The 15,983-nt window shown below is 71.2% G+C and carries 16 protein-coding genes; 3 read left to right on the forward strand and 13 right to left on the reverse strand.

Going from position 1 to position 15,983, the window contains the following annotated elements:
- The first annotated feature begins 196 nt into the window (after positions 1-196).
- Positions 197-1,126 (forward strand): 5'-3' exonuclease, encoded by a 930-nt coding sequence (locus tag OHU35_RS08425; protein ID WP_229873133.1) that lies wholly within the window; start codon positions 197-199, stop codon positions 1,124-1,126.
- 123 nt (positions 1,127-1,249) lie between these two features.
- Positions 1,250-2,092 (forward strand): siderophore-interacting protein, encoded by an 843-nt coding sequence (locus OHU35_RS08430; protein WP_359896657.1) that lies wholly within the window; start codon positions 1,250-1,252, stop codon positions 2,090-2,092.
- Positions 2,093-2,127: 35 nt separating this feature from the next.
- On the opposite strand, the gene OHU35_RS08435 is transcribed toward OHU35_RS08430, so the two are convergent.
- Positions 2,128-2,709 carry a GNAT family N-acetyltransferase gene (locus OHU35_RS08435; RefSeq protein ID WP_359896655.1) on the reverse strand — a complete coding sequence of 194 codons (582 nt, stop codon included), beginning with the start codon at positions 2,707-2,709 and terminating at the stop codon, positions 2,128-2,130.
- Between the two features lie 81 nt (positions 2,710-2,790).
- Between OHU35_RS08435 and OHU35_RS08440 the strand changes: the two genes are divergently transcribed.
- Positions 2,791-3,777: an RluA family pseudouridine synthase gene (locus OHU35_RS08440; RefSeq protein ID WP_359896653.1), complete on the forward strand. Its 987-nt coding sequence runs from the start codon at positions 2,791-2,793 to the stop codon at positions 3,775-3,777.
- On the opposite strand, the gene OHU35_RS08445 is transcribed toward OHU35_RS08440, so the two are convergent.
- The 12 genes from OHU35_RS08445 to OHU35_RS08500 all read right to left on the reverse strand — a co-directional run bounded on the left by OHU35_RS08445 (position 3,771) and on the right by OHU35_RS08500 (position 15,977).
- Complete coding sequence (locus tag OHU35_RS08445; RefSeq protein WP_405505106.1) at positions 3,771-5,282, reverse strand: cytochrome P450; 1,512 nt, start codon at positions 5,280-5,282, stop codon at positions 3,771-3,773. The two genes, OHU35_RS08440 and OHU35_RS08445, sit on opposite strands and share 7 nt — an antisense overlap.
- A 74-nt stretch (positions 5,283-5,356) precedes the next feature.
- On the reverse strand, positions 5,357-5,977 hold the full coding sequence (locus tag OHU35_RS08450; RefSeq protein WP_189726564.1) for an ATP/GTP-binding protein: 621 nt from the start codon (positions 5,975-5,977) through the stop codon (positions 5,357-5,359).
- Positions 5,958-6,356 (reverse strand): DUF742 domain-containing protein, encoded by a 399-nt coding sequence (locus OHU35_RS08455; RefSeq protein ID WP_189726565.1) that lies wholly within the window; start codon positions 6,354-6,356, stop codon positions 5,958-5,960. Before OHU35_RS08455 ends, OHU35_RS08450 begins: the two co-directional genes overlap by 20 nt.
- Complete coding sequence (locus OHU35_RS08460; protein WP_184597403.1) at positions 6,353-6,760, reverse strand: roadblock/LC7 domain-containing protein; 408 nt, start codon at positions 6,758-6,760, stop codon at positions 6,353-6,355. The genes OHU35_RS08455 and OHU35_RS08460 overlap by 4 nt, the downstream gene beginning before the upstream one ends.
- Positions 6,757-8,400: a sensor histidine kinase gene (locus OHU35_RS08465; RefSeq protein ID WP_189726566.1), complete on the reverse strand. Its 1,644-nt coding sequence runs from the start codon at positions 8,398-8,400 to the stop codon at positions 6,757-6,759. Before OHU35_RS08465 ends, OHU35_RS08460 begins: the two co-directional genes overlap by 4 nt.
- Before the next feature lie 328 nt (positions 8,401-8,728).
- Positions 8,729-11,578 carry an RNA helicase gene (locus OHU35_RS08470; protein WP_189726567.1) on the reverse strand — a complete coding sequence of 950 codons (2,850 nt, stop codon included), beginning with the start codon at positions 11,576-11,578 and terminating at the stop codon, positions 8,729-8,731.
- Positions 11,579-11,634: 56 nt separating this feature from the next.
- Positions 11,635-12,525 (reverse strand): diacylglycerol kinase, encoded by an 891-nt coding sequence (locus tag OHU35_RS08475; RefSeq protein WP_405505107.1) that lies wholly within the window; start codon positions 12,523-12,525, stop codon positions 11,635-11,637.
- A 31-nt stretch (positions 12,526-12,556) separates the two neighbouring features.
- Entirely contained in the window at positions 12,557-13,519 is a 963-nt protein-coding gene (tatC, locus tag OHU35_RS08480) for a twin-arginine translocase subunit TatC (protein ID WP_189726569.1), read from the reverse strand.
- Positions 13,520-13,566: 47 nt separating this feature from the next.
- Entirely contained in the window at positions 13,567-13,851 is a 285-nt protein-coding gene (tatA, locus tag OHU35_RS08485; protein ID WP_059419437.1) for a Sec-independent protein translocase subunit TatA, read from the reverse strand.
- Between the two features lie 260 nt (positions 13,852-14,111).
- The gene (locus tag OHU35_RS08490; protein WP_189726570.1) at positions 14,112-14,306 is read right to left on the reverse strand and encodes a hypothetical protein; all 195 of its coding nucleotides are present in this window, start codon (positions 14,304-14,306) and stop codon (positions 14,112-14,114) included.
- A 44-nt stretch (positions 14,307-14,350) separates the two neighbouring features.
- Positions 14,351-14,644 carry a hypothetical protein gene (locus OHU35_RS08495; protein WP_405505108.1) on the reverse strand — a complete coding sequence of 98 codons (294 nt, stop codon included), beginning with the start codon at positions 14,642-14,644 and terminating at the stop codon, positions 14,351-14,353.
- 244 nt (positions 14,645-14,888) lie between these two features.
- Positions 14,889-15,977 carry a YafY family protein gene (locus OHU35_RS08500; RefSeq protein WP_229873126.1) on the reverse strand — a complete coding sequence of 363 codons (1,089 nt, stop codon included), beginning with the start codon at positions 15,975-15,977 and terminating at the stop codon, positions 14,889-14,891.
- Between the last annotated feature and the right edge of the window lie 6 nt (positions 15,978-15,983).

Raw genomic sequence — 15,983 nt, forward strand, 5'->3', positions numbered from 1 at the left:
GCACCTCAATCTCGACGACAACAGAACAGAGCGAGGACAGGGCCGCAAACAGTTGAAATGCGCAACCAGCCTCGCTCCGGGGCGGCGCCTCCCCCCGATCCGGAAAGGCAAACCCACAAGTGGGGCGCTTCACACAAGACGCACACACGGCAACCCGCTGGGCAGCGGCGAGTGGCTGTCGGTGGCGTACGGCATGATGCGTGGCGTGACCGGACGACTGATGCTCCTCGACACCGCCTCCCTGTACTTCCGCGCCTATTTCGGCGTCCCGGACTCGGTCAGGGCCCCGGACGGCACGCCGGTGAACGCCGTGCGCGGGCTGCTCGACTTCATCGACCGGCTGGTCAAGGACCACCGGCCCGACCAGCTCGTGGCCTGCATGGACGCCGACTGGCGGCCGCACTGGCGGGTGGAGCTGATCCCCTCGTACAAGGCGCACCGCGTCGCCGAGGAGCGCGCGGCCGGCCCGGACGAGGAGGAGGTGCCCGACACGCTGTCGCCGCAGGTGCCGGTCATCGAGGCGGTGCTGGACGCGGTGGGCATCGCGCGCGTGGGCGTCGCGGGGTACGAGGCGGACGACGTGATCGGCACGTTCACCGCGCGGGCGAACGGCCCGGTCGACATCGTCACGGGCGACCGCGATCTGTACCAGCTGGTGGACGACGCGCGCGGGGTCCGGGTGCTGTATCCGCTGAAGGGTGTGGGCACGCTCCAGCTCACCGATGAGGCATGGCTCCGTGGGAAGTATGGGGTCGCAGGGAGCGGGTACGCGGACCTGGCCCTGCTGCGCGGCGACCCCAGCGACGGCCTGCCGGGCGTGCCGGGCATCGGAGAGAAGACGGCCGCCAAGCTGCTGGCCGAGTACGGGGACCTGGCCGGGATCATGGCGGCGGTCGAGGACCGGCGGTCGAAGCTCACGCCGACGCAGCGCAGGCGGCTGGATGAGTCCCGCCCCTATCTCGCGGTCGCGCCGAAGGTGGTCCGGGTCGCGGACGACGTACCCCTGCCCGATGTCACCACGGCGCTGCCGCGGGCCCCGCGCGACCCGGCGGAGCTTCGGACACTGGCGACCCGCTGGGGACTGGGCGGCTCGCTGGAGCGCCTTCTGACCACGCTGGCGGTGTGACGGGGGCGGGCCGACGGCCTTCCGGAGACCGGCGGTGTTCATGAACCTCTCATTCAAGAGGTGTTAAGTGGGGGCGAGGTGCTAACTTAGGTAAGCCTAACTATGCGATACAGGGAGGTCCTCATGGCAGAGCGACCGGGACGCCAGCCGCGCAAGCCGCATTCCGCTCAGGTCGTCCGCACCGAGCGGCTGACTCCGCACATGCAGCGTGTGGTGCTCGGCGGCGAGGGCCTCGCCGACTTCGCGGCCGGCACGTGCACCGACCACTATGTGAAGCTGCTGTTCCCGCCCGAGGGCGTGACCTACCCGGAACCCTTCGACATGCAGCGCATCCGTGACGAGGTTCCCCGCGAACAGTGGCCGGTGACCCGGACGTACACGGTGCGCCATTGGGACGCCGAGCACCGCGAGCTGACCCTGGACTTCGTCGTCCACGGCGACGAGGGCCTGGCCGGCCCCTGGGCGGCACGCGTCCAGCCGGGCGAGACCGTGCGCTTCATGGGACCGGGCGGGGCGTACGCGCCCGACACCGACGCCGACTGGCATCTGCTCGTCGGTGACGAGAGCGCGCTGCCCGCGATCGCCTGTGCCCTGGAGGCCCTGCCGCGCGGCGCCAAGGCCTACGCCTTCGTGGAGATCTCCGGCCCGGAGGAAGAGCTGAAGATCGACTCGGACGTGGACGTCGTCTGGCTGCACCGCGGCGACCGACCCCTCGGCGAGGCGCTGGTCGAGGCGGTCCGGAACCTGGAGTTCCCCGAGGGCCGGGTGCACGCCTTCGTCCACGGCGAGGCGCACTTCGTGAAGGAGCTGCGCCATCTGCTCCGGGTCGAGCGGCACATCGCGCGCGAGGACCTGTCGATCTCCGGCTACTGGCGGCGCGGCCACAACGAGGACGGCTGGCAGGCCTCGAAGCGGGACTGGAACGCGCGCATCGAAGCGGAGCAGGAGAGCAGCCCGGCCGCCTGAGCGACACGAGCGCGACGGCCCACCGCGACGCCCCCTCAGTCGCCCCGCACCCGCGCGTGCAGATGCATGTCGTGCCAGCCGTCCGCGTGCAGGACGGCGCTGCGCTTGGTGCCCTCGAGGGTGAAGCCCGTCCTGGTGGCGACGCGGCAGGACGCCTCGTTGCGTACGGCGTGCAGGAGTTCGAGGCGGTGGAAGCCGGTCGCGTCGAGGGCCCAGCGGGACAGTGCGGTCGTGGCACGCACGGCGATGCCCCGGCCCCGTGCCGCCGGGACGGTCCAGTACGCCACCTCCGCCATACCGTCGTCGAACCGTATCTCGCGCAGCGCGACCCGCCCCAGCAGCGAGCCGGAGGCCGCGTCGGCGACCGCCCACTGCGCCTCCCGCTCCTCCTCCCACGCCCGGTGCCAGTCGCCGATCCAGCCGGCGACCTCCTCCTCGGAGTCGGCGGCCCGGGCGTGCCACTGATGCATCACGGGATCCTGGAAGACCTCGTACACCGCGGGCGCGTCCGCGGCCCGCCAGGGGCGCAGGAGAAGTCCGTCGCCGGTGGCGAGGGTGGGCTGCGGGCGGCGGGCGAGAGTCCCGGCGGTCAGGACCGGGCTGGTGAGGAACGGCATGCCCCGCATCCTGGCAAGGACGCGAGGGGCGGTCCCAGTGGTTTTCCGCCCGGCGCACCGGGCCTCGTACGCTGGGCCGCGATGAGACGCAAGCCCCGCATCCCGCCCTCGCCCCTGCCGCAGCGCCACGGCGTGGATCCGGTGCGGGTGCGGCTGCCCGTCGCGGGGTCGTGGGCCACGGTGCGTGAGCACTTGGTGGAGCGGCTCAGCGGGGCGGGTGCCGGTGTCGTCGACGGGATGTTCGACGCGGGGCGGATCGTCGGGGCGGACGGACGTGCCGTTGCGGGGGACGCGCCGTACGTGCCGGGGATGTTCGTGTGGTTCCACCGGGAGCTGCCCGAGGAGGTGCCGGTGCCCTTCCCGCTGGAGGTCGTGCACCGGGACGAGCACATCGTCGTCGTCGACAAACCCCACTTCCTCGCCACCACCCCGCGCGGCAGCCATGTCACCGAGACCGCGCTGGCCAGACTGCGCCGGGAGCTGGACATCCCCGCGCTCGGCGCCGCACACCGTCTGGACCGGCTCACCACGGGGCTCGTGCTGTTCACCGTGCGCCCCGAGGAGCGCGGCGCGTACCAGACGCTGTTCAGTGACCGCCGGGTCCACAAGGAGTACGAGGCCGTCGCCCGGTACGACCCCGCCCTCGTCCTGCCCCGGACCGTACGCAGCCGGATCGTGAAGGAGCGCGGGGTGCTCCAGGCCCGGGAGGTGGCGGGCGAGCCGAACGCCGTGAGCCGTGTCGAACTCGTCGAGCACCGCCGGGAAGGAGCCGACGGACTCGCCCGGTACCGGCTGGTGCCCGGCACCGGGCAGACGCACCAGCTGCGGGTGCACATGACCGCGCTGGGCGTGCCGATCCTCGGCGACCCGCTCTACCCGGAGGTGACCAACCCCGTACCGGCCGGTGACTTCCGGCGCCCGCTCCAACTACTGGCACGGGCCCTGGAGTTCACCGATCCGGTCACGGGCGAGGAGCACCGGTTCCGCAGCGGCCGGGAGCTCGCGGCATGGGCGTCGTACGACCGGTGGGCCGCCGGGACGTACGACGACCCGTCAGCCGGTCAGTAGCCGCGCCACCAGCTCAGGAAGCGCTGCCAGGCGCCCTTGCGGCGGGCCGGTTCCTGCGCCGCCGGCTGAACCTGCGGGTACACAGGGGCCGGCTGGGGCTGGGCCGGGGCCGGGGTTGGCTGCGGCTGCGGCTGCGCGGCGACCGGTGCGGGCTGCGGCTGCGGGCTGCCGATCTGCCAGTCGGAGCGCTGCGCGGGGACCTGCTTGTGGTTCGGCGGCTCCGTCACGTCCTGCGGCGGCTTGGGCGAGAACTGCACCGGCATTTCCACCAGGTGCCGGGAGGCGATGGACGCCGTCCAGCGCAGCTCCTCCTCGTCGCAGTCGAGTTCGACGTCGGGCAGCCGCATCAGCAGCGCGTCGACGCCGACATCGGCGATGGAGCGGCCGACGTCCTGGCCGGGGCACTCGTGCGGGCCGCCGCCGAACGCGAGGTGGGAGCGGTTGCCCTGCATGCTGGCCGACAAGTCGGGCCGTACCCGCGGGTCGACGTTGGCCGGGGCCGGGGCGAAAAGCAGTCCGTCGCCCCGGCGGATGCGCTGACCGCCCAGCTCGGTCTCCTGCTTGGCGAAGTAGGCGAAGACCGTACTGAACGGCGGCTCGTTCCACAGGGACTGCTCCACCGCCTCCGGCACCGTCATCTGGCCGCCGTTGAGCTGGGCACGGAAGCGCGGGTCGATCAGCACCGTGAGCAGCACGTTGGACAGCAGGTTGGTGGTGGCCTCGTAGGCGGCGAAGAGCACCAGGCGCAGGTGCTCCCTGACCTCGTCGTCGGTCAGCCGGGCCGGGTGGGTGATCAGGTAGCTGGCGAAGTCCTCCTCCGGCTGGGCGCGGCGCCGTACGGTGAGCCGGCTCAGGGCGTCCATGACGTAGGAGTGGCTGGCGATCGCGGTCTCGGTGCCCTTGAGCGCGTCGCGGGCGGCCTCGACGAGGCGGTCGTTGTACTCGTCGGCCATGCCGAGGATCTCGCACATCACGGCCATCGGCAGGTGCTCGGCGAACTGGCCGACGAGGTCGGCCTCGCCCTTCTCGCAGAAGCGGTTGACGATGGCCTGCGTGCTGCGGTTGATGTAGCGGCGCAGGCTGCGGAAGTCGACGGTCGAGATGGCGCCCTGAACCGCGCCGCGCAGTCGCTTGTGCTCGTCGCCCTCGGCGTGCGAGGCGATGGGCTGCCAGGCGATGTGCGGCATCAGCGGGTGGTCGGGCTTGACCAGGCCGTCCCGGAGCGGGGTCCAGATACGGCTGTCCCGGCAGAACTGGGAGGGCGAGCGCACCATGTGCAGGTTCTCGGCATGGCCGAGGACGACCCAGATCGGGACGTCGTCGTGGAGCAGCACGGGCGCCACGGGGCCGTGGTCCTTGCGTAGTTGCTCGTACAGCGCTCCCAGATCCTCCGACTCGTGCAGCCGGTGCAGTCCGCCGGGCCCGAGGCCGTGTGCGGGGCAGCCGGGGGGCGGGCCGAGCCGGGAGGCGTCCGTGTCGGTCGGGGTGTGGGATTCAGGCGTCACAGTGGTCGCTCCGAAACTGAAGTGAATCCAGGTGTCTGGTGGGGGAATGTGGGGGTTGGGGGCCGGGTGCGGGATCAGGTGAGCGAGCCCGTCATGGCGAGCGAGTGCAGGAAGCGCATGAGGGTCATCAGGACGTCACGGCTGGAGGCCCGGCGGCGTACGTCGCACTCCATGATCGGGATGTCCGGGGTGAGGTCGAGGGCCGTGCGCAGCTCCTCGAGGTCGTAACGGGGCGCGTCCGGGAAGGAGTTGACCGCTACCACGAACGGCACGCCGCGCTCCTCCAGGCGCCCCATGACATCGAAACTGACCTCCAGCCGACGGGTGTCGACCAGCACCACCGCGCCGAGCGCGCCCTCGAACAGGCCGTTCCACAGGAACCAGAAGCGCTGCTGGCCGGGTGTGCCGAACAGGTAGAGCACGAGCTGGTCGGTGATGCTGATGCGGCCGAAGTCCATGGCGACGGTGGTGGCCGTCTTGGACGCGGAGCCGAAGTTGTCGTCGACACCGATGCCGGCCTGCGTCATGGTCTCCTCGGTGGTCAGCGGTGTGATCTCGCTGACCGAGCCGACCATGGTCGTCTTGCCGACGCCGAAGCCACCCACGATCACGATCTTGGCCGCGGACTGTGCCGTGTGGGGCAACTGGTCCTCGGCCCGGGGGCCCGGGATGGTGTCAGAGCCTTTGAAGTCCATTCATCACCGCTTCGAGAAGGGAACGGTCGGTGCGTGACTGGCGGACGATCGGGGCGCGCGCCTGCACCAGTTCCGCCGTCAGCAGCTCGGTGAGCAGCACGCCCATCGCACTGAACGGCAGGTGGAGGTAGGCCGACAGCTCGGCCACGGACAGGGGGGCGGCGCAGAGCCGGAGCAGCGCCGCCTGCTCGGGGGAGGCGGAAGGCGGCGGGTCTTCGGCACGCGCCACGATTAACGTCACCAGGTCGAGCTCGGCCCGTTCACCGTCGGGGCCGGCCACCACGTACATCCGCTCGGGGTTCCTGACCGTGCCCTCGCCCTCCTGGGGCGGGGGCGATTCCGGGGTGGGGTCGCGCCTCTGGCGTTGCGGAGGCGTCATACGATCTGCCCGTTCCGCCGGGGCGGACTGGTCAGATGGCCGCCGATCCGGACGACGAGGTCACGCATCATCGCGCTCATCCGGCCGGGTTCGCACCGCACGTCGGAGAGCACCGCGAGGAAGGCGTTGGCGCCGGCGTTCATCAGATAGAAGTAGCCGCGGTCGATCTCGATCATGACGAGCTTCATCTCGCCTTCGCCCACGGTGAGTTCCTGGCAGATGCTGCCCGCGAGGGACTGCAGGCCGGCGCAGGCCGCGGCGACCCGGTCGGCCGCGTCCGGCTCGCCGCCGTGGCGGGCGATGCGCAGGCCGTCGGCCGAGAGCACCACGATCATCTCGATGCCCGGCACGCCGTCGGCGAGCTGCTTGAGCATCCAGTCGAAGTTGCCTCGCTGCTGGATCACTTGAGGTCCCCCTCGTCGTCGGCCTCGGTGGGGGCCGGGTCGTTGATCAGGTGCAGGTACTTGGTCGGGTTCCGGATGAAGTCGGTCGGGTGCGTGCCGGGTTCGATGCCCTGCTTGAGTCCCTCCCAGAAGGCCTCGAGGCCCTTGCCCGGGGCATCGGGGGCCGACATGTCGCGCAGGGGCTTGGTCTCGGGCTCCGATACCGCCGCCCAGGGGTTGTACTCGCCCCGTTCGGCGGCCTCCCGGTCGGCCTTCTCGTTGGCGGCCTGCTGGGCGAGTCGCTCGGCGAGCGGCGTCTTCACCCGGCTGCGGCGCTGCGGCAGGCCGTTCGTCGTCCACTCGGTGACCTCGGGGACGTCGTCGTCCTCCAGCAGGACCGTGTCGGGGACTTTCGGGCTGGTGGGGCGTCGCCTCTTGGGTGCGCGCTTCGGGCCCTCGGGAATACCGACCGTCATGGGGATGCCGGTGGCGCCGATGCCGTGGGCGAGTCCGACGCCGGGCTCGTGGGTGATCATCTCGCTCGGCACGATGAGGATGGCGCGGACGCCGCCGTACGCGGAGGCCCGCAGCGACACCTGCATGTTGTACGCCGTGCAGAGGCGGCCGACGACGGCCAGGCCCAGGCGGGGGTGCTCACCGATGTCCTGGAGGTCGACGCCCGCCTTGGCGGCCTCCAGCATGCCCTCGATCCGGGCCCGCGCCTCCTCGTTGAGGTTGACGCCGCCGTCCTCGATCTCGATGCAGACGCCGGTCTGCACCTCGGTGGCGGTGACGTGCACCTTGGTCTGCGGCGGCGAGTAGCGCGTGGCGTTGTCGAGGAGTTCGGCGGCGGCGTGGATGACGGGCTCGACGTAGATGCCCTTGACGCTGACCTTGGCGATGGAGGACAGCTGGATGCGCCGGTACTCCAGGATGCGGGACATGGCGCCGCGCAGCGTGCTGTACAGGGACACCGGCTCGGGCCACTGCCGTCCGGGGCGGCCGCCGCCGAGGACGGAGACGGAGTCGGCGAGGCGGCCGATCAGGGCGTTGCCGTGGTCGATGCGCAGCAGGTCGTCGAAGACCTCGGGGTTGCGGCCGTGGTCCTCCTCCATCTCCCGGAGTTCCTCGGCCTGTTGGTGGGCGATCGCCTGGACGCGGCGGGCCACCGTGACGAAGGAGCGAGCGGCGGCGTCGCGCATGGTCACTTCGTGGTCGACGATCCTGAGCACCGTCAGAAGCGTCTCGACCTCCGGCTCGGGGAGGTCGCGGTACGCGGGGTCGGCCAGGCCGAGCTTGCGAATCACCTCCCTGGGGGATTCTCCGGTGCGCAGCAGGTCGAGCGCGGCGGGGACGACCTCCCTCGAGAAGCGGACCAACTCGTGCTCGTGGCCGGCGATCCGCTGTTCCAGATACGCGCTGTGGCGGGCGTGCTCGGCACGCTGGTTCCGCAGGGCACGGCCGCGGCGGACCGCCTCGGCTGCCGTCGCGATCACCAGCGCGGTGGCGATGCCGCCGCACCAGCCGACGGCGAGCCGGGCCGACTCCGTCACCAGGGCGACGGCGGATCCGGACGCCGCGGCCATCGCTATGGCCGGCATCAACAGCACGCGCGCGTAAGGAAGTTCACGGCGAACGGGAGGGGATTGGACACTCACCATGTAGGCCTTCTGACAGGAGTCGGCTGGGGTTCCACACAATGGGGAACAAGCGCACGAATTCATCTCAAGCCGGTGCGCTGCGGGCGAGCTTAGTCCGACCGGATCATCGCTGTGTCATATTCAGCAACTGCCGGAAACCGGACGCGAAGGGATAGTACGCTCGGTCGTTTACACGCTACGAGATCAGTCGAATGCTGTACGTAACGGCGTACAGGCATACGAAAGTCCCTCACCACTACGGGTGAGGGACCCTCAGAACAACGCCCCTAAAGGGGCGCGGGGAACTGCGCGAGCAGCCACGTACGGCCGGCACCCGCGCGCCGAACGATCACCCCACCGACGAGTAGGCGACAACCCCCCGCAGCACCCCGTCAACAGCCTTACGCGCGTTCTTCACCACGGAAGAACCCTGCGGCGCCGCCGCCGCGATCTGCCCCAGCACATCGATGACCTGCTTGCACCACCGCACGAAGTCCCCCGCCGGCATCTCCGCCTCACGCAGCACCTCGTCGAGCCCCGCCCCTGAGGCCCACATGTACGCGGCCCAGGCGAACCCCAGGTCCGGCTCACGCTGCCCGACACCCTCGGTCTGGGTGATCCGGAACTCCTCCTCCAGCGCGTCCAGCCGCCCCCAGATCCGCACCATCTCCCCCAGCGCGGCCTTGGCCTTCCCCGACGGCAGTTTCGGCGCCATCGCGTCGTCCGCCGCGCGCGCCTCGTACACCAACGCCGAGACACAGCCCGCCAGTTCGGCAGGGCCGAGCCCCTCCCAGACGCCCTCACGCAGGCACTCGCTGGCGAGCAGGTCCAGCTCGCCGTACAGCCGCGCGAGCCGCTTGCCGTGCTCGGTGACCTCGTCGCCGCGCAGATAGTCGAGCTCGGTCAGCAGCGCGACGATGCGGTCGAACGTACGCGCGATCGTGTTCGTCCGGCCCTCGATCCGCCGCTCCAGCTGCGAGGTGTCCCGCAGCAGCCGGTGGTAGCGCTCGGCCCAACGGGCGTGGTCCTCACGGTCGTCGCACCCGTGGCAGGGGTGCGCGCGCAGCTCGGTCCGCAGCCGGGCGATCTCGCGGTCGTCGGCCGCCTGGGAGCGCCGCTTGCGGTGCCGGTCGGCCGGGATGTGCCCGGCCTTGGTGCGCAGCGCGGACGCGAGGTCCCGACGGGACTGCGGGGAACGCGGGTTGAAGGACTTCGGGATCCGCATCCGCTCCAGCGGCTCGACCGGCACCGGGAAGTCGATGGACGCCAGCCGCTTCACCTGCCGCTCGGCGGTCAGCACCAGCGGGCGCGGACCGTCGTGGTGCTCGAAGCCCCGGTGGCCGTTCGAACGGCCCGCGGGCAGGCCCGGGTCCAGCACCAGCGCCAGGCCCGCGTACTTGCCGGTGGGCACGTGGATGACGTCACCGGGCTTCAGCTTCTCCAGCGCGACGGCGGCCTCGGCGCGCCGCTGTGCCGCGCCTTGCCGGGCCAGGTCGTTCTCACGGTCCTTCAGCTCGCGGCGGAGCCGCGCGTACTCCTCGAAGTCGCCGAGGTGGCAGGTCATGGAGGCCTTGTAGCCCTCGAGCCCCTCCTCGTTGCGCTGCACCTGGCGGGAGATGCCGACGACCGACTTGTCCGCCTGGAACTGCGCGAAGGACGTCTCCAGCAGCTCTCGCGAACGGTGCCGGCCGAACTGCTCGACCAGGTTGACCGCCATGTTGTACGACGGCCTGAAGCTCGAGCGCAGCGGGTACGTGCGCGTGCCGGCCAGGCCCGCCAGGTGCTCGGGGCTGGAGCCGCGCTGCCACAGCACCACAGCGTGGCCCTCGACGTCGATGCCGCGCCGCCCCGCACGCCCCGTCAGCTGCGTGTACTCGCCCGGCGTGATGTCCGCGTGCTGCTCGCCGTTCCACTTGACGAGCTTCTCCAGCACCACCGAGCGGGCGGGCATGTTGATGCCGAGGGCGAGGGTCTCGGTCGCGAACACGGCCTTGACCAGGCCGCGTACGAACAGTTCCTCGACGACCTCCTTGAAGGTCGGCAGCATGCCCGCGTGGTGGGCGGCGATGCCGCGCTCCAGGCCCTCCAGCCACTCGTAGTAGCCGAGGACGTGCAGATCCTCGGTCGGGATGGACGCCGTGCGCTCCTCGACGAGCGCGCGTACCTGCTCGCGTGCCTCGTCGTCGTTGAGCCTGAGGCCCGCGTACAGGCACTGCTGGACGGCGGCCTCGCAGGCGGCGCGGCTGAAGATGAAGGTGATGGCGGGCAGCAGCCCCTCGGCGTCGAGCCGTTCGATGACCTCGGGCCGGCTCGGCGTCCAGACCCGGGAGCGCTGTCTGCGGTCGCGCTCGCGGTCGGCCTCGCGCATGGACCGGCCGCGCCGGCGGTCCTGGTACGACGGCCGGCTCGCCTCCATGCGCGCCATGCGTGTGAGGTCGGGGTTGACGGCCTTCTTGTGGCCCTCGCCCTCCTCGAACAGGTCGTACATCCGCCGCCCGGCGAGCACGTGCTGGAACAGCGGCACGGGCCGGTGCTCGGAGACGATCACCTCGGTGTCACCGCGGACCGTGTCGAGCCAGTCGCCGAACTCCTCGGCGTTCGACACGGTCGCCGACAGCGACACGAGCGTGACCGACTCGGGAAGGTGAATGATCACTTCTTCCCACACGGCGCCCCGGAACCGGTCGGAGAGGTAGTGCACCTCGTCCATGACCACGTAGCCGAGGCCCAGGAGGGTCTGCGAACCGGCGTACAGCATGTTCCGCAGCACCTCGGTGGTCATCACGACCACCGGGGCGTCGGAGTTGACGCTGTTGTCGCCGGTGAGCAGGCCCACCTTGTCCGTGCCGTAGCGGCGGCACAGGTCGGCGTACTTCTGGTTCGACAGCGCCTTGATGGGTGTCGTGTAGAAGCACTTCTTGCCCTGCTGGAGAGCGAGGTGGACGGCGAACTCGCCCACGATCGTCTTGCCCGAGCCGGTGGGTGCGGCGACCAGGACGCCCTTCCCCGCCTCGAGCGCCTGGCAGGCCTCGATCTGGAAGGGGTCGAGGCCGAAGTCGTACATCTCGCGGAAGGAGGCGAGCGCGGTGGCCTGCTCGACAGCACGCTTGCGGGCTGCCGCGTACCGCTCGGCCGGTGAGAGGTCCTCTGTCATCGTGCTTTCGAGCGTACCGGGCCGCACTGACAACAGGACGATCATTATCCGGATCCATTCCTGTGAAACCAGGGATCGGCGCAGCTCAGGGGCAGCCAGGCTCAGGGGCCGACGACCCGCACGCCCCCGCGCACGCAGCGCGCGCTCAGCGGCAGGGGGCCGAGCGGCTCCCCGTCCGCGTACCCGGTGATCCCCTCGGCGGCGATCTCGACCCGGGCCGCGCGCAGCACGGTCACCGCCGGATGCTCGGCGTGGGTCCCCCGGTACACCCGCGGAAACACCCGCAGCAGTGTCGTACGGCTGCAGTCCCCGACCACGGTGATGTCGAACAGCCCGTCGGTGAGGTCGGCGCCGGGGCAGATCCGCATGCCGCCGCCGTACGACGAGCCGTTGCCGACGGCCACCAGGGTCGCCTCGACCTCGCGGACCTCGCCGTCGTCGAGCCGGATCCGGTACGGGACGGGCCGGAAAGCGGCGAGTTCGGCGATCATCGCCAGGTCGTACTTGAAGCGGCCTGCGGGCCACCGCATGCGGTTGCCGCGGTCGTTGACACGGGAGTCGAAGCCGGAGGCGAGGACCGTGCCGAACCAGCGGTCGCCCACCTGACCGAGGTCGATGTCGTGGATCCGGCCGCACTTGAGGGCGTCGGCGATCATGCGGCCCGCGGCGGCCGGCTCGCGCACGGGCAGGCCGAGGGCGCGGGCGAAGTCGTTGCCGGTGCCGACGGCGACCAGGCCGAGCGGAGTACGGGTGCCCGCGACCGCCCGCAGCGCGAGGTTGGCCATGCCGTCACCGCCGACGGCTATCAGCGCTCCGGTACCGCCCTCGACCGCGGTACGGGCGCGGGTGAGAGCGTCCGCGGCGTCCTCACCGAGCACCGTACGCACCGAGAAACCGGCCGCCCGCAAAGCGGAAGCGGCCGGCTGCGCCGCGCGGGCGCCCCGGCCGCGGCCCGCGGTGGGGTTGACGAAGAGGGTGATCTCGCTGGTCACGCGACCGACCCTACGATCTGCCCGCCGATCTTCAGGTCACGTCGTCATAACCGTTGACCCGGTCCGAGCGGTCCGAACTCGCCTGCTCGGGCAGGGCGGCCCGGCTGGTGGTCACGGGTTCGATCTCGCCGATGTCGTCGGGCGTGAGGTCCAGCTCGGAGGCCTCGTCGTCGGCGGGGCCCAGGGCGTCGCGACGGCTGCGACGGCGGTCGTTGAGCAGGGAGAAGGCGACGGCCGCGAAGTACAGGATCCAGATCGGCCCGGCGAGCATCAACATGGTCAGCGGGTCGGTGCTGGGCGTGGCGATGGCCGCGAAGACCGTGATGCCCATGATCATGCCGCGCCACCAGCCGAGCATGCGCTTGCCGGTGAGTGCTCCGGTGAGATTGAGCATGACCAGCAGCAGGGGCAGCTCGAACGAGAGGCCGAAGACGAGCACCATCCGCATGACCAGGTCGAGCAGGTCGTCCAGCGGGAGGAGGTTGGACGTGCCGCCCGGGGTGAACTCGAGGAGCACCTTCGCCGTGGTGGGGAGCACCGTGTACGCGAAGTAGGCGCCGATGATGAACAGCGGGGCGCCCGTGCCGACGAAGGCGTACGCGTACTTCCTCTCGTGCCGGTGCAGGCCCGGCGCGACGAAGGCCCACAGCTGGTAGAGCCAGACCGGCGAGGCCAGCACGACACCGGCCATCAGGGACACCTTCAGCGCCAGCGTGAAGGGGGTGATCAGACCGTTGATGGTGATCTGCGCACAGGGCTTCCCGCCGGGCTGCGACCTGGCCAGCTCCGCGAAGGTCTTGTCACAGCCGACCGAGTCGAGGATCGGCTTGGTGATCAAGTTGATGATGTCGTTGTAGAAGAAGGCGGCGACGACCGTGATGACGACGATCGCCAGCATCGCCTTGGCGAGCCGGTTGCGGAGCTCGCGAAGGTGCTCCGCGAGGGGCATCCGCCCCTCGGGATCCCTTTCCTGCTTGCGGGCAGACTTCAGCAACCCACGTTCCCATCTCGTGCGGCGGGCCGGAGGTCACCGGCCCGGCTTCAGCGCTTGGTCGTGTCCGTGGGCTCGTTGACCGGACGGGAGCTGGTCACGTCACCGGGCGCTGCCTGGATGGTGCGCTGCGAGGGCTGCTCGTCGTTGTTGGGCGGGCCGGCCGGGGTCGTGGACGACTTGTTCTCGTCCTTCATCGCCTTGGCCTCGCTCTTGAGGATGCGGGCGGACTTGCCGAGCGACCGAGCCATGTCCGGAAGCTTCTTCGCGCCGAACAGCAGGATGATGACGACGAGGATGAGAATGATCTCGGGGGCTCCGAGCCTTCCGAACATAAGTCTTTACCTTCTCACCGAGGCGGCTGGGGTGGGGTGCTGTCCGACCGGTCGGACACTTGTCCGAACGATCGTGTTGACAGCGATCGTAACGCTCAGGGGTAAACGTGAGGCAATCCCTCTGCATCCCCTGTACGTACTCCCGCTCCGCGGCCAGTGCCTCGTTAACCGGGCCGCGACCAGCAGCGTACCTGTCCGAACCTCGGAGGTGACAGGGCGAAGTGGCCCAAAGCGCAACTCACAGCCGCCTGCCGGACGACTCACAGGGCGTCCACGGACCGGGCCGCGCTCCCCGCGGCCCGCTCCAGGTCCTCGGCGGCCCGGTTGATACGGCGCGCGGAGTCCGTGACCTGCCTGCCCAGGCGCTGTGCCTCCACGAAGACCCGGACGGCGAGCACCCCGAGCACGGCGAGACCCACGAACCCCACGGCAATCGCGAACATCGGCCAGAACATGCCGTCGAGCCTAGCCCTTCCAGGAGGGGCGGACGCCCAGACCCTCAGGGGGCCGGAGCAAGCCGCAGGGTCCGCACGCCGCCGCCCGTGAGCAGCTCCACGATCCGCTCCCCCGCGGGCTTGCGGACGGACGCGCCGCACTGCGGGCAGGTGAAGGAGTAGAAGGTGGTGCGGCTGGTGGCGCCGATGGCGAGGCGCAGAGCGCCCGCGGTGAGCTCGAAGCGCTCCCGGCAGTCCGGGCAGCCCGCCCTGAAGACCACCGGGGACACGCTCTTCATCCCGGCGAACGCGGACTCCACCGTCATGCCGCGCGCACCGGGCGCCGCCGACTCGCTCACAGGCCTCGCTCCTCTGCCTCGGGTGACACGCCTACGGGGCGCCCGGGTGACACCCGAGCGGACCGGCTCACGCCCGACGTCGGCCGGGTCCGTGCCCCAGCACCACGGCCGGTGTCGGGGGCGGCCGCACTCGGCCGTCGACGAGTCCGGCTCACCACCGATGTCGACCAGGTCAGTGCCTCGGCACCACGGCCGGTTCCAGGAGCGGCCGCACTCGGCCGTCGACGCCGCGGGCACCCGCGCATCAGCCGAGCCCGCCGTCCGGCCCGTCCGGGACGGGGCGGACCGCGCTCACGCCGCGCGGCTCGCCGGCCCCGGCCGGCTCCGCGCCGCCGGCCGTCCCGGCCGCCTCGATCCCGTCGTACGCCGTCAGCGCCTCGCGAGCCGCCCGCCGGGCGCTGTCGGCGAGCTCCGGCGGCGAGACGATCCGGCCGTCCCGCCCGAGCCGCAGCGCCAGGCGGCGGAGCGACGCCGGGTCGGGCGTGCGCAGGGTGATCCGCAGGCCGCCGTCGGGCAGCTCGTCCGCGCTGTCGTGCGGGTAGTACTCGGCGACCCAGCGGCCGCCGGGCCCGACCTCGACCTCGACCTCCGGGTCCTCGGCCGCGGGCTGCACCAGGGCCTCCGACAGGTCCCGCAGCTCGATCTCCGGCGGCGCCGACGGCTCGTCCAGGATCCTGATCTCGGCGACCCGGTCGAGCCGGAACGTGCGGCGCGCCTCGGAGCGGCGGCACCAGGCCTCGACGTAGGTGTGCCCGACGCTGACCAGGCGGATCGGGTCGATCTCCCGCTCGGTGACCTCGTCGCGCGCGGGCGAGTAGTAGCGGATCCACAGGCGGCGGCGCTCGGCGATCGCCCGGTCGACGTCCGCGAAGACCCCGCCTTCGGACTCGAAGGTCACCGACAGGCGCGAGCTGGCGCCCGCCATCTCGCCGGCCGCGGTCTCCACCTTGGCCGTCGCCCGCAACAGCGCCTGGCGGTCGCTCTCGCGCAGTCCGGGCAGCGTGGCCACGGCCCGGGCGGCGACGAGCAGGGCGGTGGCCTCGTCGGCGGCGAGCCTGAGCGGCTCGGCGGCTTCGTCCGCCAGGGCGGCCGAGTTGTGCCACCAGATGCGCTCGCCGTCGGTGTCGATGTCGAGCAGGTCGCCGCCGCGGAAGCTGGTGCCGCACATGGGCAGCACGTCGAGGTCGGAGACCAGCTCGTCCTCGGTGATGCCGAAGGCGCGCGCGACGTCCTCGACGCGGGCGCCGGGACGCTCCTTCAGATACGTCACCAGCGAGAGCATCCGCCGGGTCTGGTCGATGGCGTTCACGGGCCTGACCGGTTTGCCTGCCACTGTCTC

It is taken from the genome of Streptomyces purpurascens, assembly GCF_045040895.1.
Classification (GTDB): domain Bacteria; phylum Actinomycetota; class Actinomycetes; order Streptomycetales; family Streptomycetaceae; genus Streptomyces; species Streptomyces purpurascens.